This window comes from Acinetobacter sp. TW_SC_4 (genome assembly GCF_054861205.1).
The window spans coordinates 2,491,445-2,515,979 of record NZ_CM142174.1 but is presented as its reverse complement, the minus strand read 5'-3'; the positions used below and the strand labels follow the sequence as shown (position 1 = coordinate 2,515,979).

Below are 24,535 nucleotides of genomic sequence, written 5' to 3'. Positions count from 1 at the left end.
CAGAGCAGTTTAAACGCTTAAAATGCTCGAAACAGAATAAATAATATAGAAAAGGAGTTCGGCTAAATGAATCAGTTTAAACCTGCCTTAATTTTAGGTGCATTGATCGGCTTGGGAATGATTATTGCCGGATTCATTCTGGGCAATAGTGCGGTCAAGATTAAACAATATGAGCGGATTGTTTCCGTAAAAGGGCTGTCGGAACGTGAAGTGAAAGCCGATGTCGCAGTCTGGCCCATCCGTTTTAGTGGCGGTAGTCAGGATCTGACAGAACTGTATGACACCATGGAGCTGCAAACCCAACAAATTCAGGCGTTCTTAAAAGGTGAAGGTTTTAAGGCAGAAGAAATTACCACAGGTTCTCCAGTCACTACAGATAAATACGCACAGCAATACGGCGGTGATGCCAATGTCGCGCTACGTTATACCGCGCATCAGACCATTACGGTTTATACCCACAATATTGATGCAGTCCGTGCAGCGCAAACCCGTCTGGTCGCTCTCGGTAAAAAAGGTATTGCTTTTGGTGGTGATGATTCCGGGCAAAGAACGGAATATATTTTTACCAAACTGAATGACATCAAACCGGCGATGATTGAAGAGGCCACACAAAATGCCCGCAGTGTGGCAGAAAAGTTTGCAGCAGATTCTCAAAGCCGTCTCGGGAAAATCAAGACGGCCAATCAAGGTCTGTTTAGCATTGAAGACCGTGACAGCAATACGCCTTATCTAAAGAAAGTTCGTGTGGTTTCTACAGTGGATTATTATCTTGCGGATTAAATGGCTGGAAAACTAAAAATAGCGGTTTGAAAAATTTAGAGCAGAATGAAGTTTTAAATGAAGATAAATTCCAGTAATTCTGCTCTTTCTGCAATAAAAGATCTTTATTTTGAGCTAAAAGATAAAAAATTCTTCTATAAATATATTCTAAGAAAAATATTTTCAAAAACTGGGAAAATTAAAAAATCTTAGGAAATTAATTTTACCGCAGCTTGGCTACTATATATCTCAAGGGTGTGATGGGATCGAAAAGAGTAGCATGCTGTGAGTGGCGCAAAACGCGAGTGCAGTACGAACCCAAAAGGTCTCGATTCGGCTTAGGACGCTATAGACCAAAAGTTTATAGGCTATAAGATCATTTCTTACAAAGAGTGATAGTTGAAGTAAACCATCAAGATGTTTTCCCAACACCCTCAAAATTTTCTCTTCTAATAATAAATCTTCTCCTCCAAACTGCTTAATACTTTCCTTACCCAGTCACTTATCTTCTTCCTCAAATAGCTTTAAATTTATTTGAGATTCAAACAAATACTATTCAAATCACATATCTAATCTATTTTATTTGTAGCCTATTGCTTTCAATTATCCTTTATTTAAATACTATTCTAATGTCACTGGTTGTTTATAAGTATTTGATATAAATAATTTAAAATATAATATGTTTAATATTTGCTCACAAATTATATCCTTGAAAAATAAAACAGAATGCTATGATAATTTTTGCATATAAGAAAGGGGCACGTCTCATGAAAAAATATGAATTAGAAATCAGTTATCCGCATCAGAAAGAAGACGAAGCAGAGCAGCTAGGCAGCTTATCGGCAGAAGAAATTCTCTCTAATTTTAAGTCCATCAATTGGCAACAGTTACGGATTTTACAATTACAGATGCAAGCCGCCATTACCACTTTTACCGTAACAGACTCCGATGCTGAACAGTCGATCCAGATCACGCTGAATGAACTGGCGCCCTCAGGTCAGCTTGAGTTCAGGCTGGAAAGTGATATTGAAGTCGAAGCTCAGCATAAAATTCTGGGACTGTTTAGCCTGAAAAACAAAGACTATGTGTCATTTCGCAGTCTGACTATGTCACAGGTTCAGCAATATCTTATGACATTCTTAAATGAAGATCTCGACAGCCTGAAAACCCAGTATCAGTCAGGTCATTCAGTATCTCCCATCAGTGCAGCGTCCAAAGCTTAGTCGGGCATTGATTCTATAACAGGGCTGGATTGACAGTATTCCCTGACATTGTTATTTTGCGCGTTTTCTCCTGAATGCTTACAGCACATGCCTATTAACGACAACTTTGTCTACGCGCCGCCTCAAGACCCATTGCATATTCTGTATGAAGATGATGATCTAGTCGTCATTGAGAAGCCGGCCGGTTTGTTGTCTGTTCCGGGACGTTTGCCTGAGCATCATGACAGTGCTTATCTACGGGTACTAGAGCGTTATCCGAATGCCAAAATTACCCATCGTCTGGATATGGCGACGTCCGGAATACTGATGTTTGCCAAACATCGCGAAGCCGAAGTGGCGGTCAGTAAAATGTTCCAGGCACGTACAGTCAGCAAGCACTATATTGCGCTGGTACAGGGGGAAATTCAGACCGAGGGCAGTGTCGATGTGCCTTTAATTACTGACTGGGAAAATCGCCCCCGGCAAATGGTACATTTTGAACTGGGTAAAGCTGCCAAAACACTCTATCAACGGCTGGAATATCTGCCTGAGCAAGACATCAGCCGGGTATTACTGACGCCAATTACCGGACGTTCACATCAGCTCAGAGTCCACATGCTGCATATCGGTCATCCGATTACGGGCGATAAAATCTATCATCCGGAACCAACGCGTAGTCATCTTAATCGCATGGCCTTGCATGCCAGTGAACTGACTTTTACTCAACCCTTGAGTGGTCATAAAGTTGAGATTCTTGCACCTGCGCCATTTTAGTGAGACTTAACCATTTAAAAAATGAATATAGATTCTGATAAATATTTGAATTTCAGTAAGCTGCAACAGAAATGTCAGAATTTATTTCAATCATCGGAAAATTATGGAGTTGAATTTAAGCAGTTTTCTAGAAAAATTATGTTCGGAATCATGTCTTATCAAGTAATGATTTTTTGAAATTAAAAAAGTGTATCCGGAAAAATTTCAGAAATCATTTAAGGGGGATTTATCACTTTATCTTTAGTTTAACTGTTTGATCTGTCTATTTTTATTAGGTTTTTCTCAAGATTTTCAGCCTATCCAAAATTCGATCTTATAACTTTTGATATAAAAATAAAAACCACTCTAATCGCTTATCACCAACAGATTCATTTTAAGTAAATTGATAGGCATAAAAATATTAAGGTTTTATAGGTGGAAGATCATTAGATCTCTTTCATAAATCATTTTTTGCTCAGTTCCAAGTTGTAGATTCCAGCGATTAAATTGAATCTCAAACCAAGCCTTTTACCTCTATTTCGATAACGCTCAGCAAGGATTTTGAAGGTTTTCAGGCTGCCAAATACATGCTCTATTCCGATTCTTCTTTTATTGATTTCTTAATTATAGATTTTCAATTTAGGATCCAATTTACAGTGTCTTTTGGCTTTTAAGGGCAACAGGCTATTCGGATACAACACATAAATCCCCTGATAGCCTTTATCTGCAAGGATAAAAGCCCCAAAAGGAATCTGGTTTAAATTGCGTTTGAACAACTCGAAATCATGCACTGCACCGCGACTGGTACATAAACTCAGAATTTGCTGAGTTTTGTAGTGAATCATGGCCTGTACTTTAAAGGTATGGGTCTTTTTCTTGCCGCTATAGCTTTTCTTCTGTTTTTTTAGGCCTTTGGATTGGAATTTCCGTGGCATCCACGATCACAACATTCCAGTCGATGCCTTCGCCCTCGGGTAAATCTTTGGGTAAATTAAACAGATTGGACCGAATCAGGCAGCCTTCAATATGACGGACAATTCTTGAGGCTGTGGGCTCTGAAACCCCGTAACTCGTCGCAACGTGAAATAAGGTTCGGTATTCCCGCCAATAGCTCAGACAGAGCAGAACCTGATCCTCCAAGCTTAGCTTGGGCGGTCTGCCTTTGGCAGAGACATGCTTCTGCAATTGCTCAACCATCAAATAGAAAGTTGACCATGAGATGCCTGTGTATCGCTTGAACTGAGGATCAGAAAGCTTGTTTGAATCGATGTATTTCATCCGCAGATTATGCACGAATGCCAAGAAATCCAGAGGGCAAATATTAACCAAAAAGAAGATCGTTTTTTGATTTATGAAAGAGATCTATTTAAAAGATTAAATATATTAAATATTTATGGTCATTTTTTATCTTTGATTCTCCTCATTAAATTATGCAGAATAACTTTAAAACATCATAAATTTTTAATTTTTTAGTGCCTATATATGGTGCAAGAGGTAAGGGACAGGATGATGCTAAGTGGCGCGCTCTTTGTTCTCGCAAGTGTTTTAATCATTGTATTACTACGGGTATTCAATAGCCTGAAATTATCAAGAAACAATATTCGGTTTCTACAGGAAAATCTGGATCATTCACGCAGTAAATTAGCTAATTATGAAACACAAGTTGATGAATTAAATTATGAAATGACCCAGCTACGGATGCAGTTGGGGAGCGCCAAAACTGAACTGAATAAATATAAAAAATATCAGGATATCTGTAACATTGAACAGTACATTTGTCTGAGCCATCTGCAGTGATTGCTTCCTAACTCCAATTAAAAAAGACAAATCAACCGATAAAATTTTTTAATCTGCAGATTGATATGTAGGTATTTTTAATTAGATGAAAATGCAGCTTTTTTTCTCAATTTATTAAATTTATATTCATAAAATTCAGTTGGTTATTTAGAGAAAGTTAATTTTTTTTCATATTCTGTACTCGATAATTCAAATAAAATAAGTTAAGCTGAATCGAATAATAAAACATCATAATAAGGATATCTCTATGGCACGCGATTATGACAAATTCCCTGACGATGAAAATGGTCATGTTCTGTGGCAAATGTATCAGGATGGTGATGATCTGCAGGACGACCATGAAATTGAATTCTCGATAGCCTTTAATAGTGAAGAACAGGCTGACCGCTGTGCATTGCACTTGCTTAAAGAAGAACAAAAGATAAGCCTATATCAGGATGAGGAGAGCGATACGCTGGAATGGACAATTACTATTCATGTCTATATGCAGCCTACCTATGAAAATATTGTCGATCTGGAACAATGGTTTACCAGAATTGCCGCTGAATTTCAGGGTGAATATGACGGCTGGGGCTGTATGGCCTATGTCTATGATGATGAAGGCGACCCGGAAGAGGGCGAAAGCAAACTGCGTAGCAGCTAATCAAAATTTCCTTATCCAAGCCCGGTTAAGCCGGGTTTTTTATCGCCTGCGGTATTGGTCGGGTCAACTGTAGTTTTTTGTTATACATCCTATAAAATGGATAGATAACAATTATATTTAGGCCGTACAGTATGTTGGGCAGTTATTTAAATACTGAGGCCGACGAGATCGGGATGATCCGTCCGAATAATAAATAAAAATAATCTTTCAGTAAGAACAAGAAAAAAAGGTAGGCTGAAATGAGTTATACCCTAAAAATGCATCGCGTATTCAGTGCGCCACCGGAACGGGTGTACCGGGCCTTTATTCATCCAGATGCTATTGCAAAATGGCTGGCACCGCATGGCTTCACTGCCAGAGTTGAGCATGCCGAAGTCAAACCGGGAGGCAGCTATAAAATCACTTTGACCAATTTTGCTACCGGTACCCAGCATCATTTACATGGAACCTATCATGAAGTTATTCCCAACCAGCTACTGCGCTATACCGATTGCTTTTCTACACCTGAAGTCAAAGGTGAAATTGAAGTCATGCTCATCTTTGAAAAAGTGTCTGTAGGCACCAGCCTGCATATTATTCAGGTAGGTTATCCGGATCTGGTACCGCCATCTGCATGCCACTTAAGCTGGCAAGAGTCATTGCAGCTTTTATCCTGGCTGGTCAATCCACATATTTTGGATGGTTAAGTTCAGTTAATTAAGTTGAGCGGGAGATCCTTTTAAAGCTTGAGCATGAACCTATCCAAAGATGCTATAATTCAGCTTTAATTTTTTGTTTTTTCTTTTATTTTTTTATTTTGTCGAGGTTGCTATGGCTCTACCACAATGCCCAAAATGCCAGTCTGAATATATCTATGAAGATGGTGACTTGTTGATCTGCCCAGAATGTGGATATGAGTGGAAAGAAGGGGAAGCAACTGAGGAAACTGTGGTCATCAAGGATGCGCATGGCAATCTGCTGGCTGATGGCGACACAGTTACGGTGATTAAGGATCTTAAAATTAAAGGGTCTTCTTCAGTGGTTAAAGTCGGGACTAAGGTCAAAAATATTCGTCTATTACCCGATGCAACTGATGGACATGATATTGACTGTAAAATTGATGGCATTGGCGCCATGAAGCTCAAATCTGAATATGTGAAAAAAGCCTAATACGTTCTTATACGAATGAGTGCTTTCGGTCTTCGGGTTTGAAGGTTTATGCTTCTTCCTCAAACTCGAAGATCAATCTCTTCTGATCACTATATCATGCCTGGATCTATGCTTTATGCCTCATCTTCATCTTGAATATTCAGATAATATTCAGCAGCTCGAAACCCAACCTTTAATGTTGGCAATTCATCAGGCCTTATTTAACGCCGGTTATATTAATGAGCCGAATGATTTAAAAAGCCGGGCGATTGTACAGCAAGATTTTCTGATTGGACTAGAGCAGAAGACAGATCAGGCTTATGTGCATGCTAAAGTTTTTCTCCTGACTGGTCGTAGTCTGGACATTTGTCAAGCAATTTCCAAGCTGGTACTTCAGGTCATGCAGCAGCACATTGTCTCGCAGCCAGGGCTAAAGATTCAGCTCTGTGTTGAAATTCTGGAAATGGACAAAGAAACTTACACTAAAGCTATTATTTGAATTTTTTAGATTGAAGTGAGGACTAGAAATGAAGTTTTCCTAGTTCCTCTCTTTATCTTGAATGTATAAGAACTTAATAAAAAATTGAGAAGTATCAAAGCAATTTTGAAATATAAAGAACGATAAATAAAACTAGGACGTGTCCTCATTTGGCTTTGCACCAAATAAATATGCAGGCTATACGGATTATAGATTTATAATTGCGTGCTAGTTTATCAAATCGAGTTGCAATAGCACGGAAATGTTTTAATCTCGCAAAAGCATTTTCAACTAAATGTCTTAATTTATATAGATATTTATCAAATTCCTTATTCGATCTCTTACTGTTTGATCTCAATGGAATAATGGGAATCATATTCTTGTTCTTGGCACATATTCTAATGTGCTCAGCATCATACCCCTTGTCAGCAATGAGATAAGTTGCCTCGCCTACAATATCAATCAGTTGTTTTGCAACTTGACTGTCGTGGACGTCACCCCCAGTGATTTTAAAATCAATCGATAATCCATTCGCGTCGGTTGCAAGATGTATTTTTGTTGTTCGTCCACCGCGTGATTGTCCAATTGCTCTTTCGAAACCATGCCGAGCTCCACTTGCATGTTGATGCACGCGTATGTAGCTTCCATCAATGAATACCCATTCCTGATCCAGAATGCCTTGTAATCTAAAAAAAATTTATCCCATAATCCTTTACTTGCCCAGCGATTAAAGCGATTGTAAGCAGTTTGCCAAGGGCAAAATTCTTGAGGAATATCACGCCATGTCGCACCCGTACGTAGTTTCCATAAGATGGCTTCCATGATATTTCTACTATTTTTTGAACAATAACAACCGTGTAATCGCATAGTATCTTGAATTTGCTGCCAAATATCATCGGTGAGAAGAGTACGTGCCATTGAAAACATATAGAAATGAAAAGAGCTTAAAGGAGGATTTTAAGTATTTAAAACCAATTCTTCAAATGATGACACGCCCTAGAGCATAAAAATTTAAATAATCAGTCAAAATTCACCTGATGATTGTAGTTGATCAGAAAATTTTGCCTATGATTAAAAAATGGTGTAATTTTAGGTATTAGGTCACATTTTTGACCTGATCTATGGGGGATGGGTAAAACCAGAACCCATCCACATAATTAAAAATAATGAAAAACAAGAAAGACTGAAAAATGATGAGATGCTTGAAATCTCGGTTTTCAAGTCTGAATAAAACCTTATAGAGAGGTATTCAATGAAAATAATAGGGGAAGAATGTCTGGCTCAGGAAGTCAGGACATTTTTACAAAAATGGGATCAAGCTATTTGTTCACTTGAATTCAGCGAAATTCGTCAACTTTGCCGACCAGATGTCTGTCTGATTGATATTAGCTCCGAGCTGAAAGGGATTGAGGCTTATCAGGCTGCATGGCAACAGTACCGCCCATATATGCGCAACAATGGTATGCGCGTTGAACGGCAGGAGGTCACCATTCAGGTCAATAATGACATGGCTTTCGTATATGGGTATGTCCGGATTGCCTATGCGGCGATGGAACGATATTTTCCTTTACAATGGTGCCGCTTCAGCATGGTCTTGAGCAAACAGCAAGATCATTGGCAATTGCATTATCAACATATTTCTGTTCCTGTTCAGGAGAAAACTGAAAAACTGCGTCCTGTGAAACTGGCAGGTTAAGGCGCAAGTTTTAAATTTCATTGTAACAAGATCATCATGTCTATTTGTCCATTCTTGAAAAAAATCACCATAAAAAGCCTGAATCGTTCAGGCTTTTTTATTTAGGGAAGATTAGAAACGTTTTGGAATCCGCTGACCATCCGGTACCGGAATTTCCGCATTCTTTAATACACCAAATAACCAGGTTTCTGCATGTTGTACGGCTGTTTTTAACTGGTCACCCAAGGCTAGACGTCCGGCGATAAAACTTGCTAATGAACAGCCTGAGCCGTGATATTCACCCTCCAGACGCGGGCAACGGGTTTCGTTGATCAATTCACCCTGAATATATAGACGGTTCTGGATATAGTCGGGAGTATCTTCATGGCCGCCTTTAACCAGAATCGCGTGAGCACCCATTTCAAACAGTTTCTGCGTGGCTTGATCTAAATCCTGTTCACCTGTTAGGGCACGCAACTCAACTGTATTCGGAGTTAAAATCGTGGCTAGTGGAATCAGTTGTTTAAACGCTTTGACCAGTGTGGCCTGATTGCCGAGTGAGCCACCACTGTTGGCTACCAGCACCGGATCCAGTACATACTGATAATCTGCATGCGCTGTTAGAAATTCTGCCAGCGCCTCAATATTTTCAGTAGTACCCAGCATGCCTGATTTAACACAGCGGATCGGTAGATCCTTTACCACGGCATTGGCCTGAGCCAGCAGTAATTCCTTTGAAGTTGCTTCAAAACCAAAGACTTGTTGCGAGTTCTGGATGGTCAGGGCTGTACAGGCAATTGCAGCATGAGCACCACTTTGACCGATGGCTTCAATATCTGCTTGAAGGCCTGCTCCACCTGAAGGATCTAAACCTGAAAAGCAAAGTACGGTAGGTCGCAAAATGATGTCCTTCATTCACTAAAATTGCCTTAGTATAGGCAAATTTATTCAAACTCTCGATATTAATTTATATCACTTGCAAGAACTGTCTGTCAGGCAAAATTTCGTATGTTTATCTGATCAAAATATAGAGTTGATTACCCTGAAAACGGGCGTTATTGGCTTATTTTTATGGCCTAATAATTGCTTTAGGGTAGAGAAATCTGGCTATACTCACGATATGAATTGATGTCGGCTGCAAACATAGGGGACAAGGTGTGATTGAGAATATTTTAATTGACTTGGATGGTACATTAACTGACCCAAAAGTGGGGATTACGACTTCTGCCCGCTACGGTCTGGAAAAGGTGGGTCATCCGATCAGTGAAGACACGAATATTGACTGGATTATCGGGCCTCCTCTAAAAGCTTCGCTAGCCAAAATTCTGAATATAGATGCGGATGATACTCTGGCTGAACAGGCACTAATGGCATACCGCGAGCGTTTCGCAGTGACTGGTCTATATGAGAATCACGTCTTTGAAGGCGTAGCTGAAACTCTGGCGGAACTTAAACGCCGTGGTTATCGCCTGTTTCTCGCAACAGCAAAACCAACCGTTTATGCCAAACAGATTCTGGAACATTTTAATCTGGCCCAGTATTTTACTGAGATTTATGGCAGTGAGCTGAATGGTGATCGGACCAATAAAGGGGAACTGATTCAGTATATTCTGGAACAACAAGGCATGCAGGCTGATCAATGCATTATGGTGGGGGACCGTGAGCATGATATTTTTGGTGCCCGCCATAACGGGATTGAGTCGATTGCAGTCAAATACGGCTATGGTTCAGAAATTGAATTACAGCAGGCACAGCCTAAGTATATGATTGAGAACTTTAGTCATTTATTAAACTATTTAAAATAATTTTTTATTTTCATTAAAATAAAATGCTTCTATGTTTAGGAGCATTTTTTATATTCATTATTAACAATAATTTTTAACTTTATCTTTTGAATAGAAATCTATTTTATTGCGTTAACTTGATTAATTATTTGTATACTTTTGTTCTAATATTTTTTAGGCTTACATAAATATAATAATGTATTTTATGTGGTGAATGTCATAGTTTAATTATAATTCACAAAAACATATTTTCCATATTTTAATATCTATTTATTTAAATCTATATAAAATATTAAAATTCAACATCTTAATTTTATAATAAGTTTTTAATTTATTCATTTCACTATGTTTTCAATATTTGGTAACAAGTTAAAGATAACATTTTTCAGATTCTCATCCCTTGATTTTGATGATATGTATTTCACGTTTAATTAAGCAATAAATAGATTATAAAAAAGGATGGGAATAATATGGCGAATATACAGATATTGTCTGCAGAGAATGGAGAATTAATTCAGTATATTAATACTAATATTGTGAATTTAACCGAAAAATCAGTGATTAAGGTAAATGCCACGATTGATGAAGTGGCAAAAATTAAGCGTCAAGGTAATTCGGCTGTTATCCATTTTAAAAATGGTGAAACTATTACGATCGAAAATTATTTTGATTATGCAGTGAATGATAATCGAATCGTTTTTGAGCATGAAGGCCAATTGTACTGGGCGGAATTTACTGATGAAAATGGGGTAATGCTCGATACGATTCAATATCACTCGCTTACAGGAGATCTGGCTGAGAGTGGAACCGTAGCTGCGGGTGTTTTACCTTGGCTGGGTGGAGCACTGGCTCTAGGAGCTATTGCGGCAGCGGCAGGTGGAGGCTCATCCTCAGGAAGTAGTTCGGATAATCGGGATATGAGTCCGCCGAAGTTAACCGGCGTCATTGTGAATGAAGAAGGCCAGCTTGAACTGAGTTTCGATGAAAATATAAATGGTTCAAATCCACGCGCTGAAGATTTCACAGTAGTTGTGGATGGAGAAGAAATTCCCGTCACCGATATTATTGTACAAGATGATAAGATTATCCTGATTACGGAACCAGAGATCCGGGACGGACAAGAAGTTACGGTTGAATATCAGGATAGTACACCTGATGATAATCAGGGAATTAAGGATTCAGAAGGGAATGTATTAGAAGATCTGGATTCAGATGATGTAAGGGAGTGCAGAATCCGGATATTAGTGGGCCCGTACTTTTAGCTGCCGAAGTTAATGCCAATGGCAATATCGAACTTAGTTTTAACGAAACTCTAGATGCAGACAATTTACCACCTTTAGATAGTCTAGTCGTTACAATCGGTACAGCTCCAGATCAGACTACAGTCGATGTGATCAATATTGCTGCCGATGGAAATATCCTCACGATGATTACCAATCCAGTGATTACAGCTGGGCAGAGCGTTAGTGTTGAATATACTGATCCACCCCCTGGAAATGATGACAATGCAATTCAGGACTTGGCAGGGAATGATGCCGCAAGCTTTACTACAGCGGATCTACCCAATGGAGTTGTAAATAATTCAGAACGTTTACTGAATCTTACCGATGATAATGTGTCCGCAATTTTGGAAGGATCACAAGATGCGACTGTAGTGGCAACATATAGTGATAGTAGTGGTATCGACGTGCTCAATGGCACTTCGGAAGTTGCCGTAGTCGGTTTTACGATTGAGGAAAATACTTCTAGTGTAGTGATCGCTGTACAGCAAGAAAATCTGGTTGGCTTGGCTAATGCCTTTACTTTCGTAGTACGTAATACAACCACTGTCGAAGAATTTGAGGTCGCTTCAGCAAATACCAGTCAAGGCGGCTTGATTGCTGGTGCATTGGGACTGGAGCTACTGGGTGGAGTGGCAGATGCTCAAGGATTGAAGCTAGATATTAATGACTTGTCTGCTGGAATCTATGAAGTCTCTGTATATGGTGATTCTTCACAATTAGCAGATATCCTAACCACTATAGATCTAGCAAGTTTAGGGGATAACACGGTTAACAATCTGGTGTCAGATACCGTATTAGGTCTACTGGAAGCTACCTTGACTGGCCAAAATGCTGATCCTCGTGGAATTCTGGAGCAATTGACACTTCGTGAGTTATTGGATTTAACTACAGGTTCTTCTGTACCAATTATAAATACTTTAACCACAGCAGTTGATTCAGTTTTGTCACTGGCTCTGGATAACATACTAGTTCGCCCAATATTAACTGATGTATACAATACCTCCGTAGGGAGTTTACTTGCAGGGAATGGAGGCGGGGCATTAGGATTCCTATTAACTACCTTAGGATTGGGTACAGCATTAGATGCGCTTCTAAATGGAATTTTAGAAGGGGTAGACGGTGCAGGTCAGGCATTATTCGATAACCTGGTAGAACCATTAGTTAGCGATATTTTGCTAGATACCGTGCTTGAAGATACTGGCCTGACGACTGGTTTAAATACCTTACTAGGATCATTAAATACATTGCTGAGTACTTTAGGGCTGGGTGATGTTTTGCCTACTGTTGATGGCTTGATAGACCTGATCGCTCAAGAAGCCTTAAGTAATCCATTAACGCTATTTGGTGGAACCACTGCTGAAGTCTACGAAGTTAATAGAGAAATCTACCGTGCAACAGGCAATATTCAGGAAACTTCAGCCGACGGCACACAAGCGGATAATTGGGCGGGTGGCGTATTAACTGAGATTAATGGGCAGCCAGTAACTTTCGATTTAAGTGATGAGGGAGATAACTTTACTATTATCGAAGGGACGTATGGTGAGCTCAAACTCTATGAAAATGGTAATTTCAGTTATGAATACAATAGTTCAGTAGGACAGAGCCCATTACTCAGTGAGGTATTTGAATATACAGTAACGCGTAATGCGGGACAGGCCGATCAGGAAAGTGCTTCAGCAAATCTGGTGATTAATATTGATCGCGTAAACCAGATTCTGAACTATGCTGATGATCCAGCAGACAACCTGTTACAGGGTGGCGCAGGTGAGGACATCCTGACGGGTGGTGCAGGAGCAGACACAGCGATCTATTATTTACTGAATAATGCTGATGCAACAGGCGGCAATGGTACAGATACCTGGACTGACTTCAATGCAGTTGAAGGTGATACCATCGATGTCTCTGCATTATTAAGTGATCAGGCAGTAGATGCATCAAATCTGGGGAACTATATCACGCTCGAACAACGTGGAGATGATACAGTCGTGACGATCGATCGTGATGGTTCCGATACCGATACCACCTTTGCGCGCGCTGATTTGCTGATATTGCAGAATGTAGACAGTGCAACTTTACAGCTGGATGACATCATTAAATATAATCCAATCTAACCAGAAGTTTTTAAAATGGATTATTCATAAAAATTTATAATGTCATTGAACTTCAATTAAAAAATCCCGCTTGATGCGGGATTTTTTAATTTTACATGTGCATTTAAAGTGTTAAAAACCAGATAGAAGCAGCAATGACGACAATTAAGATAATCAGAAAGATTTTTAGATTGGTTTTAGGATACGTTGTGCTCAAGCTTGCTTTCGTAATTTCCTGACCTTCAGGATCATACAGAATCACCTTTTGTGCACTATTTTCATAACCTAACTCTAGCAGGGCACGCTGTTCAAGAGCTGTCAGACCCTCTTCAGGCATATCCATAACTTGCAGCAGCGTTGTAGAGCCCCAAAGTTTTTGAACAATTGAAGTAGATACCAGCTGTTTTAGGGTTTCTGAGGCAGCCTTAAAGTCGGCAATGATGCTGCGTTCATGAGCATAGGGAACGGAAGGGACCATTGTTTGCACAATCGTGCCCTCATTGTCCATTAGTTGCATTTTATCTTTATAAATTTGCACCCATATTGCATTGGGAAGTTTGGATAACTGATCTTGCAGCATGAATTGCCCACGTATTGCTTTGATATTAAATTAAATAATCTATAAACATATCCCGTATCAAGACGGGATATGTAATGTTCCATTACTTGGCAGGAGCGCCATATTCATTATTTTCTTTTTTGGTATCACTTGCCCACCAGATGATGAGTAAAATTATTCCTATCCCTGTAAGTACAAGCAATTGCCACCATCCAGAGCGTCCAATGTCATGCAAGCGACGTGCTCCTACAGCCAGACTTGGGAGTAAAAGAGCTAAATTTAGCAGGCCATTCACCAAAGGTTTAGTGCCTAAAACTGCATCAATGACTTCACTAATAATGCCTAAAATTACACAAAACAGCATAAAGAACCAAAATTCTTTACGGCGTGCACGACCTGAAAAATTTGCATAATTGGTTAGACATTTTACGAACCAGTCGATACTGCTGTAATTCTCTTCAGCCTGATCCAGATTGGAATATTTATTAATCTGATTGCTAATGCTTTCTCCTAGATGAATCGAGCTTCCCAACGCCAGATAAATATCTGCTGCCTGACCGGTTGAGTTAACAATAAAATCAACCCGGTCACCGCGTGATGGAGGGCGTTGTCCACGCCAGTCTGCACCGCTAAAACTGTAGCGGTTGTGATCATCCCCTGTGATAAAACCCGTATTATCTTGAATAGAAAAATCCAGGATGGAACCTTTCATAAGCCCTCTCTATTTATCTTCTGGCTATTATGGATTTGTATAAATATTATTCATATATGGCTGATAGTAGCATAGGAAATTTAGTTTGAGATCAAGCTTTTATAAAAATATTTAGGTAATAAATTTTCACTATCTAAAGCTAGAAATCCTGATTAATAAGAAGCTGATTTAGCTGATAATGAATAGTTTAATTAAATTTAGATTTTCTTAATTTGTTGAATAATAAACAATAATTCAAGGGAAGAAAAACTGAAGTAAATTTAATAAAGCTAAGAATATATTAAGATTTATAAAAATAATTTAAATCAATAACTTAATTAATTTTAGTATTTTACTCAATATGAATATATTGCGAATTTTTACGTAGAGTTTGAATAAGAAACTAATCCTCAACAGACTTTGCTTAAGTTAATAAATGCTTATATATTGATCTCATAAAACAACTTAAACATTACACTGTTTTTAAGCTAATTCACCTATTTTATAAAGGCATTTTTAATTAATAAAACATTAAAGGGTGCCATGATGAAAGCTATTCAAATGAAGAAGATGATTAACTGTGTTGCGATGAGTGGTGTATTGCTATTCACTGCTGGGCAAACAATGGCAATGAATCAGCAATCTTCAACTGTTGCTCAAGCAAATTCTAAAGCATCAAATGACAGCCGAATGCATTTAACCGAGAGTCAAGTGATAGAGTCAAGTGATTAAGGTTGTAAGTACGGTCAATAACGGTGAAATCAAACAGGCAAAAACAGCCTTGCCAAAACTTAAAACAGATGACGCACGTAAGTATGCGCAAATGATGATTAGCGAACATACAGCGAATGAGAAAAAAGGTCAGGCTCTGGCAGACCGTTTAAAATTAACTCCGCAAGCAAGCAGTCTCAGTACGGCATTGCAAAGTGATAGTGACAAGATTGTTACTGACCTGAGCAAGCCATCTGCAGCTGATAAAGACTATATGATGAGCCAAGTTGAAGTACATCGTAAAGCCCTGAACACTTTGGACACACAATTGATTCCAAATGCGAAAAATGCGGAATTAAAAAGCATGTTGACGCAAACCCGTACTGCGGTAGCGACACATCTGAAAAAAGCTGAACAAATCGTTGAAAAGATGAAATAAGTTAAGCATTCATCCAATAAAAAAACCGCCATTTTAGGCGGTTTTTTTGATCATAATACTTTATATATCATGTGATATTTCTTACCAGCTTAACGCACCACCAGTTTGGTAGTCTGTTACGCGAGTTTCGAAGAAGTTCTTCTCTTTACGCAGGTCCATCATTTCTGACATCCACTGGAATGGATTGTTCACACCAGTAAACTGTTCAGGTAAGCCTAACTGGCTCAAGCGACGGTTACAGATAAATTTCAGGTATTCTTCCATCATACCGGCATTCATGCCCAATACACCGCGTGGCATCGTGTCACGTGCATATTCGATTTCAAGCATGGTGCCTTCAAGGATCATCTGAATCACTTCTTGCTGGAATTCAGCAGTCCACAGATGTGGGTTCTCGATCTTGATCTGGTTGATCATATCAATACCGAAGTTCAGGTGCATAGATTCATCACGCAGGATGTACTGGAATTGCTCAGCAACACCATTCATCTTGTTACGACGACCCATAGACAGAATTTGGGTGAAACCGCAGTAGAAGAAGATACCTTCAAGGACACAGTAGAACGCGATCAGGTTGCGAAGCAGGATCTGGTCGTTTTCTGGTGTACCGGTTTTGAAAGTAGGATCACTTAGAGACTGGGTATATTTCAGGCCCCAAGCTGCTTTACGTGCTACTGATGGAACTTCACGGTACATGTTGAAGACTTCGCCTTCGTCCATACCTAAAGATTCGATACAATACTGGTAAGCATGCGTATGGATCGCTTCTTCAAATGACTGACGCAGAATGTACTGACGGCATTCAGGGTTGGTGATGTGACGGTAGATCGCCAATACCAGGTTGTTTGCAACCAGTGAATCCGCAGTAGAGAAGAAGCCCAGTGAACGCATCACGATGGTACGTTCATCTTCAGTCAAGCCATTTTCAGACTTCCACAACGCGATGTCGTGGTTCATGTTGATTTCTTGAGGCATCCAGTGGTTGGCACAACCATCCAGATATTTTTGCCAAGCCCATTCGTATTTGAATGGTACTAACTGGTTCAAGTCAGCACGGCAGTTGATCATACGTTTATCATCAACCTGTACACGCTGTGCACCCATCTCAAGCTCTTCAAGACCTGGCGCAACGTCTAGCTGGTCTAGGGAAGCAGATGCTCTTGCCAGTGAATCGGTTGAATTTGATCCTGCGCTTCGAGGGGCTGCAGCGGGTTGTGCAGCTGCCACATTCGACGATGTGTTGCTTGCATCAGATACCATCTGCGGATTAGCCGTTTTTTTCGGCTCGACGGGCGTAGGCTGCTGTTCAGGTGCAGCCGGTTTTTGCGAATCATCTTCGAAATCGTCCCAACTTAGGATAGACATATCAATTCTCTCTAGTTGCTTTATATCTTTTATTAGACATCCAGCAGTGCTGAGATGTCTTACTATACGCTCAATTTGTGTAAACAAAATTAAGTTTTGTCGATGAATGCTCTGAATTTGTTCAGAGATAAATCCCCACTACTTATTTTGTTTACGCTGTTGCTGGCGAACTTTAAACCAGAAATAAGCAATCGGTGCGTAAAAGGTAACGGCAAAGGAAAGGATCAATGCCACAAGTCCTAACATGTAATTGTGAGTCATATGGGGCATTGAGGTTTCCTTTTACTTTTAGTTTGTGAATCCTAGCCGAAACTAGGATTCACGTTTAAATCATTTTTTAGATGATTTTGCTGGCTTCACTGTTTCAACAATCGTGGTCTTTGGGTGCTTTTTAGCATATTCCAAAGTAACGTATTGACCAGTGATAGCACTTCGAGCTGCTTTTTGATTATTAGCCATGCTCAGTACTCCTTGATACAAAATCAAGATGACTCTTACTGGCTCATAAACTAATTCAATGATAGAATCGTTCACGCATTCTCATATGCCAGCCTCGTTGTGACCATCTTGGTATCACTTCGAGATTGAAAGCCTTCTAGTTAGTTTTGGTCGACGCTAGAGGGCTTTTTTATTGCCTAAATTTCGTAATCCCCCTAAATCCCCCTTTATAAAAGGGGGACTTTCTCCCTCCTTTATTAAAGGAGGGCCGGGGAGGATTTAAAACCTGTCAGATTACTGACAAGCCTCACAATCAGGATTATCAATTGAACATGCTTGTGGCACTGGCGCTGCTTGAGTGAAACCTTCTTCCTCTACAGGAGCTTCAGGTTTTTTCTCTTCAACCACTGGCGTTGCAACTACAGGAGCCGCAACGGTTGCAGGTTTAACTGCGTTCAATGCACCAGTATTAATAGTTGATTTCTCAGCAGAAGTCGCACCCAATGCACGTAGGTAATAAGTCGTTTTCAGACCACGTAACCAAGCCATCTTGTAAGTGATGTCCAGTTTTTTACCGTTGGCACCCGCGATGTACAGGTTCAGAGATTGAGCTTGGTCGATCCATTTTTGACGGCGAGAAGCAGCATCTACAATCCAGCGTGGCTCAACTTCAAACGCAGTCGCAAAGATCGCTTTCAATTCTTCAGGAATACGAGAAATCTTTTGTACTGAACCTTCGAAGTGTTTCAGGTCATTCACCATCACCGCATCCCAAAGACCACGTTCTTTCAACGCACGTACCAGGTACGGGTTAATCACTGTGAATTCACCAGATAGGTTAGATTTCACATACAGGTTCTGGAATGTAGGCTCAATTGACTGAGATACACCACAAATGTTCGAAATGGTTGCAGTCGGGGCAATCGCCATCACGTTCGAGTTGCGCATACCGTCTTTTTGAACTTTGGCACGTAAAGTGTCCCAGTCCAGACGTTGTGTACGGTCAACTTCAAACATACGCTCTGGACGAGTTTTCGCAACCAGGTCAAGTGAGTCGATTGGTAAAATACCTTGATCCCACAGTGAACCTTTGAATGTTTCATACGTACCGCGTTCAACAGCAAGGTCACTTGAAGTTGAAATTGCGTAGTAAGAAATCACTTCCATTGATTCATCAGCAAACTCAACCGCAGCGTCAGAGCCGTAAGCCATACCCATTTCGTAAAGCGCATCCTGGAAGCCCATGATACCCATACCGACAGGGCGGTGTTTCAGGTTCGAGTTACGTGCTTGTGGAACCGCGTAATAGTTGATGTCGATGACGTTATCGAGCATACGAACCGCAGTTTTTACTGTACGAGCCAGTTTTTCACGATCTAGCTTGCCGCCTTGAACGTGTTGTACCAGGTTGATCGAACCTAAATTACATACTGCGATTTCTTCTTTGCTGGTGTTCAGGGTAATTTCTGTACACAGGTTAGAAGAGTGAACCACACCCACGTGTTGTTGTGGTGAACGTAGGTTACATACGTCTTTGAATGTGATCCAAGGGTGACCTGTTTCGAACAGCATAGACAGCATTTTGCGCCACAAATCTTTTGCACGGATTTTCTTGTGCAACATGTTTGTTTCTTTGGCAATACTTTCGTAGTAAGCATAACGCTCAGCGAATTCTGCACCAGTCAGATCATGAAGATCAGGTGTTTCAGAAGGGGTGAACAGTGTCCATTCTGCATCTTCGAATACACGTTGCATGAACAAGTCAGGAACCCAGTTGGCAGTGTTCATGTCGTGAGTACGACGACGGTCATCACCAGTGTTCTTACGAAGCTCAAGGAATTCTTCGATATCCAGGTGCCAGGTTTCCAGGTATGCACATACTGCACCTTTACGTTTACCACCTTGGTTTACGGCAACAGCAGTATCATTGGCAACTTTAAGGAATGGCACCACACCTTGAGACTTACCATTTGTACCTTTAATGTAAGAGTTCAGGGCACGAACTGGAGTCCAGTCATTACCTAAACCGCCTGCCCATTTAGACAGCATTGCGTTATCACGCATTGCGCCATAGATGTCAAACAGGTCATCATCAATCGTAGTCAAGTAGCAGCTAGACAACTGTGGACGTAACGTACCTGAGTTGAACAGGGTAGGTGTAGACGCCATGTAGTCGAAGCTAGACAATAAGTTATAGAATTCGATTGCACGGTCTTCACGGTTATCTTCGTTCAGGGCAAGACCCATAGACACACGCATGAAGAACAATTGTGGCAATTCGAAACGCACGCCATCTGAGTGGATGAAGTAACGGTCAAATAGGGTTTGCAGACCTAGGTAAGTGAACTGGTTTGAACGTTCTGGTTGAATCGCTGCAGCCAGTTTAGCCAGGTCAAAGTTTAACAATTCAGGTGAAAGAAGCTCTAACTCAATCCCTTTTTTCAGGAAGGTTTCAAGCGCATCACCTTCATTGGTATCAGTGGATAGACCCAAGAACTCTAAACCGGTAGCCACCAGGTCATCACGCAACAGACGTGCAGTCACATAAGTATAGTTAGGTTCTTGCTCAATACGAGTACGAGTCGCCATCATCATTGTTGTAGAGATGTCACACTCTTTTACGCCGTTATAAAGGTTTTTTACGGTCTCATCGACAATCGCCAGTACGTCGATCCCTTCAAGGCTTTCAGCAGCGCGAGTTACAGTCGCAGTCAATTCGCTTAAGTCAAGCGGTTTTAACTTGCCTTCTGCATCAGCCACTTGCAGTGTAGGGTGATGGTTGGCACCTAACTGTTTGCGCGCTTCAGAACGTTGTTCACGGTAGATGACATAGGCACGTGCAACTTTCTGTTCACCAGTACGCATCAGCGCAAGTTCAACCTGATCCTGAATTTCTTCGATATGGATCGTGCCACCCGATGGTAAACGGCGTTTGAATGTATTCAGAACCATTTCCGTTAATTGTTCGATACGGTCGTGTATACGGCTCGAATCTGCACTTTGCTGGCCTTCTACTGCCAAAAATGCTTTTCCAATTGCAACAGAAATTTTTTCTGCATCAAAAGCGGCAACATCACCGGTGCGTTTAATCACCTGAAGTTGACCCGGAGTGGACGTGATTACGCTCATGTTAGCATAGCTCCATTGTCATCTATTTTTATGTTTATGGACCGTTTGAACTGGGCAAAAATCGTGCCACAGTGTTCGAGGAATAAACACAAGACCTAGTGGTTATAAAATTAATTGAACACAAGATACGGGAAAATTTAGGGTAGATCAATATTGACATTTTGCTAAATATTTTTCTGAAGTTTTATCTTAATCTTTTGCAAAAAGATTCCAATTTTTATTGATTCTTGCATAAGCCTTATCCGGCAAGGCATAGCATATCAAAGCTGGCAAAAAGTGCTTATAGATAACATTGTGGATAACTAAAAAGGCCTGAATCAACTAGTCACATTTTGTTCAGATTTAGCTGTGATCGATGCAAATAAGCCGATAAACGGTAGTTAAATGCACATTCGAGTTAAATGTGCACGATAAAATATTACAAAATGCTACTTTGATGTATTGGTTTGGTGAACGCTATCTTGTTTACAATGTAAACGTGTGTATATTGCAAGCATATTAAAAACGTATCTATTGGATTTCAAAAGGATACGTCCGTAGCATACGTCCATCAAATAAAGGGGCAACACATGAGCCAAGAAGAAAAGTTACCTAAAATTCTAATTGTTGAAGATGATGAGCGTCTTGCTCGTTTAACACAAGAATACCTCATTCGTAATGGTCTTGAGGTTGGGGTAGAGCCGGATGGCAACCGTGCTATTCGTCGTATTATTGCTGAGCAACCAGACATGGTGGTTCTAGATGTCATGTTGCCAGGTGCTGATGGTTTGACCATCTGTCGTGAAGTTCGTCCACATTATCATCAACCGATTTTAATGCTGACTGCACGTACTGAAGATATGGATCAGGTCTTAGGTCTGGAAATGGGTGCAGACGACTATGTCGCTAAACCGGTTCAGCCGCGTGTCCTGCTGGCTCGTATTCGTGCTTTATTACGCCGTACCGACAAAGTACCTGAGGATGAAGTGGCTCAGCGAATCGAATTTGATGACCTGGTCATCGACAATGGTGGTCGTTCAGTGACCTTAAATGGTGAGCTGGTTGACTTTACCAGTGCAGAATATGACCTGTTGTGGCTGCTGGCTTCAAATGCGGGTCGCATCTTGTCACGTGAAGATATCTTTGAGCGTTTACGCGGCATCGAATATGACGGCCAAGACCGTTCAATTGATGTGCGTATCTCACGCATTCGTCCAAAGATTGGTGACGATCCTGAAAATCCAAAGCGTATTAAAACAGTACGTAGTAAAGGTTATCTATTCGTCAAAGAAACTAACGGTATCTAATCGGTGCCTTTAGCCGCCTGAATAAACAGGATAATTAATAGGTGTTTAAACACAGTATATTTTTGCGGATATACGCAGGCCTGGTCATGCTTGTGGTCCTGGTGGCAGTATTTAGCTATCTGCTGGTACAGATCATCAACTACCAGCGTGCGCAGGAGTATCGTGAATCCCTAACTGATGGTATGGCATATATCATCAGTGAGGGGGTTGCGAGACAGCCTAATCTGCAGCAAAAGATGGATTGGGTTTCAGATGCGTCTGATCTGTTGGAATTGCCGATCTACTATGTCGAAGCTAGTAAAGTGGATATTACCTGGGCGGAAGGTCGACGTCTGGCTGACCGTAAGGCAGTCGTGCGTTGGGATGCCAAAACCGGGGTAGCTTATATTGTCATCGGGCTACGTGATGATCCAAGTCATTATCTTTATATTAAGGCGGATAATATTACTGAACGTCAGATGAAGGCTTTACCGGTCTTTATTCTGGATTATCTGGTGTACTACCCAGGTCAGGAAAAAGAATACCTGAAGCGAATTCAGGACTATTTCTCTTATCCAATCTCGATCGAAAATGTCCAGAGCCTGCCACTAGATTCCGAGCAGATTGGACGTTTGCGTCTAGATCACAGCATTATTCTATATCGTGATAGTGCCTCAATTCGCGGTACTACAATTTCGATCATTTCTCCTATTCCTAGCTCGACGTCTGAAGTGCTGGTAATGGGGCCAGTGCCATTATTTAACTGGATGCCATTCCAGTTAGCTGCCGGGATTACCTTGCTCAGTCTGTTTGTCTTGAGTCTGGGGATTTATGGTCTGCTGGTGCCAATGCAGCGTAAACTGCGTGAAGTGAGCTATGCCCTGAACAAGATGAAAACTGGCAATATGTCATTACGTCTTCCGGTAGAGGGTAGTGATGAGATGGCGACGCTGGCTTCCAGCTATAACAATATGTCGGATCATATTCAGCGTCTGATTGAAGCGCAGCGTGAATTGATGCGTGCCGTATCGCATGAGCTGCGTACACCTGTTGCTCGTATTCGTTTTGCTGTGGAAATGATGGCAGATGAAGATGACTATGATTATCGCTTGCAGCAGGTTGAGCAGATCGATAAAGATATTGAAGCCTTAAATACCTTGATCGATGAAATCATGACCTATGCCAAACTGGAACAGGGCATGCCTTCAATTGAATTTGAAGATATTGATCTGTTTGAAGTGTTGGATCAGGTGGCAGTCGAAACAGATGCTTTAAAAACTGGCAAAGAAGTCGAAGTACTGCCGATGCCAGTACCTGTGACCGTAGAAGCTGAACGACGTTACCTGCATCGTGTGGTACAAAATCTGGTGGGGAATGCAGTACGCTACTGTGAGCAAAAAATCCTGATCAGCGGCGGACTAGACGCTAAGGGCATGGCGTATATCTGTGTAGAAGATGATGGGCCGGGGATTCCGGAAGCTGACCGTGCTCGTATCTTTGAAGCTTTTGCCCGACTGGATGATAGTCGTACCCGTGCTTCAGGGGGGTATGGTTTGGGCTTGTCTATTGTCAGCCGGATTGCCTACTGGTTTGGTGGAGAGATTCAGGTCGATCAAAGTCCGACACTGGGTGGTGCACGCTTTATCATGATTTGGCCAGCCAGCCGTTACGGTAAAAAAATCAAGCAAAAACCGATCGAAAAACTGGAAAAAGCTGAAGTGTCAGATCAATCAGAATAAGAGTTTAGGTGAGAAAAAACGATACATAGGTATCGTTTTTTTATGGCTATTTAAAGGGGATTATTCATGGATGGTAGCATCCGGTTCAATCAGTGGCTTGCCTTCTTTCAGGCTGTTTAAGGCATCAGAATTGAAGTTGATCAGTAGCTTGTTATTTTTAACATCTACCTGATAGCTTTGGATTAGCTTTTGGTCACCAGATAAGGTTTCAAGCTTGTACTCATCGGCAATATTCATAATACCGTCTAGGTTAATGCTGGAAGAGGCATAGTCTGTCTGGAAAAGTTTATGAATATCCCCTAAGTCAAAGATTGCATTGCTGGCATCCTGATGTTTTTGGATATAGCTTTCTACATGTCGCATCAATAATTGAGCAAAGAAAAAATAATCAGGTTTATGGGTAAATCGTAGAGACATGCATGGACTCCTTATTGTTACTTTATAAATGTCATAGTGTGTTTAAAAATAGAAATATCATAATCTGAATCAAACTGTTGGACGTGTTGCAAAAATACACAATTGCTCTTTTAAGGCTTACCGAGAGCGGGTAGAAAAGGGGGCTTCTAATTGAATGACAACATTCATGTTAAACATCTTTTAAAACACA

Annotated in this window: 25 protein-coding genes and 2 pseudogenes; 15 read left to right on the top strand and 12 right to left on the bottom strand. The window is 40.7% G+C overall.

Annotated elements, in window-relative coordinates; genetic code table 11:
- The first annotated feature begins 66 nt into the window (after positions 1-66).
- From ACWM1W_RS12330 to ACWM1W_RS12320, 3 genes are all read left to right on the top strand, one after another.
- Positions 67-780 (top strand): SIMPL domain-containing protein, encoded by a 714-nt coding sequence (locus ACWM1W_RS12330; protein WP_005237113.1) that lies wholly within the window; start codon positions 67-69, stop codon positions 778-780.
- Positions 781-1,526: 746 nt separating this feature from the next.
- A complete protein-coding gene (locus ACWM1W_RS12325; protein ID WP_286964380.1) occupies positions 1,527-1,982 on the top strand; it encodes a hypothetical protein in 456 nt (151 codons plus the stop codon).
- Between the two features lie 87 nt (positions 1,983-2,069).
- Positions 2,070-2,735: a pseudouridine synthase gene (locus ACWM1W_RS12320; protein ID WP_034171131.1), complete on the top strand. Its 666-nt coding sequence runs from the start codon at positions 2,070-2,072 to the stop codon at positions 2,733-2,735.
- 443 nt (positions 2,736-3,178) lie between these two features.
- On the opposite strand, the gene ACWM1W_RS12315 is transcribed toward ACWM1W_RS12320, so the two are convergent.
- From ACWM1W_RS12315 to ACWM1W_RS12305, 3 genes are read right to left on the bottom strand one after another with little or no spacing between them, the layout of a single operon-like run.
- The gene (locus ACWM1W_RS12315; RefSeq protein ID WP_461603317.1) at positions 3,179-3,274 is read right to left on the bottom strand and encodes a hypothetical protein; all 96 of its coding nucleotides are present in this window, start codon (positions 3,272-3,274) and stop codon (positions 3,179-3,181) included.
- A gap of 60 nt (positions 3,275-3,334) precedes the next feature.
- Entirely contained in the window at positions 3,335-3,649 is a 315-nt protein-coding gene (locus ACWM1W_RS12310; RefSeq protein WP_375725635.1) for a transposase, read from the bottom strand.
- The gene (locus ACWM1W_RS12305; protein ID WP_375725634.1) at positions 3,597-3,992 is read right to left on the bottom strand and encodes a transposase family protein; all 396 of its coding nucleotides are present in this window, start codon (positions 3,990-3,992) and stop codon (positions 3,597-3,599) included. Before ACWM1W_RS12305 ends, ACWM1W_RS12310 begins: the two co-directional genes overlap by 53 nt.
- 231 nt (positions 3,993-4,223) lie before the next feature.
- On the opposite strand from ACWM1W_RS12305, the pseudogene ACWM1W_RS12300 reads away from it, so the two are divergent.
- From ACWM1W_RS12300 to ACWM1W_RS12280, 5 genes and pseudogenes are all read left to right on the top strand, one after another.
- Positions 4,224-4,508: pseudogene (locus ACWM1W_RS12300) on the top strand (DUF4041 domain-containing protein); the annotation flags it as partial.
- A 250-nt stretch (positions 4,509-4,758) separates the two neighbouring features.
- Positions 4,759-5,154, top strand: a complete 396-nt coding sequence (locus tag ACWM1W_RS12295) for a ribonuclease E inhibitor RraB (protein WP_034171734.1) — start codon at positions 4,759-4,761, stop codon at positions 5,152-5,154.
- 239 nt (positions 5,155-5,393) lie between these two features.
- Entirely contained in the window at positions 5,394-5,840 is a 447-nt protein-coding gene (locus ACWM1W_RS12290) for an SRPBCC domain-containing protein (protein WP_262737764.1), read from the top strand.
- A 124-nt stretch (positions 5,841-5,964) separates the two neighbouring features.
- Positions 5,965-6,303, top strand: coding sequence for a zinc ribbon domain-containing protein YjdM (locus ACWM1W_RS12285; protein ID WP_375725633.1), 339 nt, complete (start codon positions 5,965-5,967; stop codon positions 6,301-6,303).
- A gap of 115 nt (positions 6,304-6,418) precedes the next feature.
- On the top strand, positions 6,419-6,781 hold the full coding sequence (locus ACWM1W_RS12280; RefSeq protein ID WP_034171732.1) for a 5-carboxymethyl-2-hydroxymuconate Delta-isomerase: 363 nt from the start codon (positions 6,419-6,421) through the stop codon (positions 6,779-6,781).
- A gap of 145 nt (positions 6,782-6,926) precedes the next feature.
- Here ACWM1W_RS12280 and ACWM1W_RS12275 read toward each other — a convergent pair.
- A protein-coding gene (locus ACWM1W_RS12275; RefSeq protein WP_375725632.1) for an IS5 family transposase occupies positions 6,927-7,678 on the bottom strand; the annotation gives its coding sequence in 2 pieces (ribosomal slippage) (positions 6,927-7,435 and positions 7,435-7,678; 753 coding nt in all).
- Between the two features lie 334 nt (positions 7,679-8,012).
- Between ACWM1W_RS12275 and ACWM1W_RS12270 the strand changes: the two genes are divergently transcribed.
- Complete coding sequence (locus tag ACWM1W_RS12270) at positions 8,013-8,456, top strand: YybH family protein (protein WP_034170078.1); 444 nt, start codon at positions 8,013-8,015, stop codon at positions 8,454-8,456.
- Positions 8,457-8,567: 111 nt separating this feature from the next.
- On the opposite strand, the gene ACWM1W_RS12265 is transcribed toward ACWM1W_RS12270, so the two are convergent.
- Positions 8,568-9,335 (bottom strand): hydroxymethylpyrimidine/phosphomethylpyrimidine kinase, encoded by a 768-nt coding sequence (locus ACWM1W_RS12265; protein ID WP_175968225.1) that lies wholly within the window; start codon positions 9,333-9,335, stop codon positions 8,568-8,570.
- A 257-nt stretch (positions 9,336-9,592) separates the two neighbouring features.
- On the opposite strand from ACWM1W_RS12265, the gene ACWM1W_RS12260 reads away from it, so the two are divergent.
- The 3 genes from ACWM1W_RS12260 (at position 9,593) to ACWM1W_RS12250 (ending at position 13,613) form a co-directional block, all read left to right on the top strand.
- On the top strand, positions 9,593-10,240 hold the full coding sequence (locus ACWM1W_RS12260; RefSeq protein ID WP_375725631.1) for an HAD-IA family hydrolase: 648 nt from the start codon (positions 9,593-9,595) through the stop codon (positions 10,238-10,240).
- A 449-nt stretch (positions 10,241-10,689) separates the two neighbouring features.
- The gene (locus ACWM1W_RS12255) at positions 10,690-11,481 is read left to right on the top strand and encodes a BapA/Bap/LapF family prefix-like domain-containing protein (protein ID WP_175968093.1); all 792 of its coding nucleotides are present in this window, start codon (positions 10,690-10,692) and stop codon (positions 11,479-11,481) included.
- Positions 11,445-13,613, top strand: coding sequence for a type I secretion C-terminal target domain-containing protein (locus ACWM1W_RS12250; protein WP_375725630.1), 2,169 nt, complete (start codon positions 11,445-11,447; stop codon positions 13,611-13,613). Before ACWM1W_RS12255 ends, ACWM1W_RS12250 begins: the two co-directional genes overlap by 37 nt.
- Before the next feature lie 103 nt (positions 13,614-13,716).
- On the opposite strand, the gene ACWM1W_RS12245 is transcribed toward ACWM1W_RS12250, so the two are convergent.
- Together ACWM1W_RS12245 and ACWM1W_RS12240 are read right to left on the bottom strand one after the other, a co-directional pair.
- Positions 13,717-14,172, bottom strand: a complete 456-nt coding sequence (locus tag ACWM1W_RS12245; protein ID WP_286964219.1) for a hypothetical protein — start codon at positions 14,170-14,172, stop codon at positions 13,717-13,719.
- Positions 14,173-14,254: 82 nt separating this feature from the next.
- The gene (locus ACWM1W_RS12240; RefSeq protein WP_034170083.1) at positions 14,255-14,863 is read right to left on the bottom strand and encodes a DUF805 domain-containing protein; all 609 of its coding nucleotides are present in this window, start codon (positions 14,861-14,863) and stop codon (positions 14,255-14,257) included.
- A gap of 525 nt (positions 14,864-15,388) precedes the next feature.
- Here ACWM1W_RS12240 and ACWM1W_RS12235 point away from each other — a divergent pair.
- Positions 15,389-15,992, top strand: a pseudogene (locus ACWM1W_RS12235) (DUF4142 domain-containing protein).
- A gap of 81 nt (positions 15,993-16,073) precedes the next feature.
- On the opposite strand, the gene ACWM1W_RS12230 reads toward ACWM1W_RS12235, so the two are convergent.
- From ACWM1W_RS12230 to ACWM1W_RS12215, 4 genes are all read right to left on the bottom strand, one after another.
- The gene (locus ACWM1W_RS12230) at positions 16,074-17,357 is read right to left on the bottom strand and encodes a ribonucleotide-diphosphate reductase subunit beta (RefSeq protein WP_004785102.1); all 1,284 of its coding nucleotides are present in this window, start codon (positions 17,355-17,357) and stop codon (positions 16,074-16,076) included.
- Positions 17,358-17,495: 138 nt separating this feature from the next.
- Positions 17,496-17,627 (bottom strand): hypothetical protein, encoded by a 132-nt coding sequence (locus tag ACWM1W_RS12225; protein ID WP_005237071.1) that lies wholly within the window; start codon positions 17,625-17,627, stop codon positions 17,496-17,498.
- Between the two features lie 60 nt (positions 17,628-17,687).
- Positions 17,688-17,816 carry a hypothetical protein gene (locus tag ACWM1W_RS12220; protein WP_255209521.1) on the bottom strand — a complete coding sequence of 43 codons (129 nt, stop codon included), beginning with the start codon at positions 17,814-17,816 and terminating at the stop codon, positions 17,688-17,690.
- A gap of 273 nt (positions 17,817-18,089) precedes the next feature.
- Positions 18,090-20,924 (bottom strand): ribonucleoside-diphosphate reductase subunit alpha, encoded by a 2,835-nt coding sequence (locus ACWM1W_RS12215; RefSeq protein ID WP_375725629.1) that lies wholly within the window; start codon positions 20,922-20,924, stop codon positions 18,090-18,092.
- A gap of 569 nt (positions 20,925-21,493) precedes the next feature.
- Between ACWM1W_RS12215 and bfmR the strand changes: the two genes are divergently transcribed.
- Complete coding sequence (gene bfmR, locus ACWM1W_RS12210) at positions 21,494-22,210, top strand: response regulator transcription factor BfmR (RefSeq protein WP_004785097.1); 717 nt, start codon at positions 21,494-21,496, stop codon at positions 22,208-22,210.
- Positions 22,211-22,251: 41 nt separating this feature from the next.
- Complete coding sequence (gene bfmS / locus ACWM1W_RS12205) at positions 22,252-23,928, top strand: sensor histidine kinase BfmS (RefSeq protein ID WP_461603262.1); 1,677 nt, start codon at positions 22,252-22,254, stop codon at positions 23,926-23,928.
- Positions 23,929-23,988: 60 nt separating this feature from the next.
- On the opposite strand, the gene ACWM1W_RS12200 is transcribed toward bfmS, so the two are convergent.
- Positions 23,989-24,345: a hypothetical protein gene (locus ACWM1W_RS12200; RefSeq protein ID WP_004785094.1), complete on the bottom strand. Its 357-nt coding sequence runs from the start codon at positions 24,343-24,345 to the stop codon at positions 23,989-23,991.
- Between the last annotated feature and the right edge of the window lie 190 nt (positions 24,346-24,535).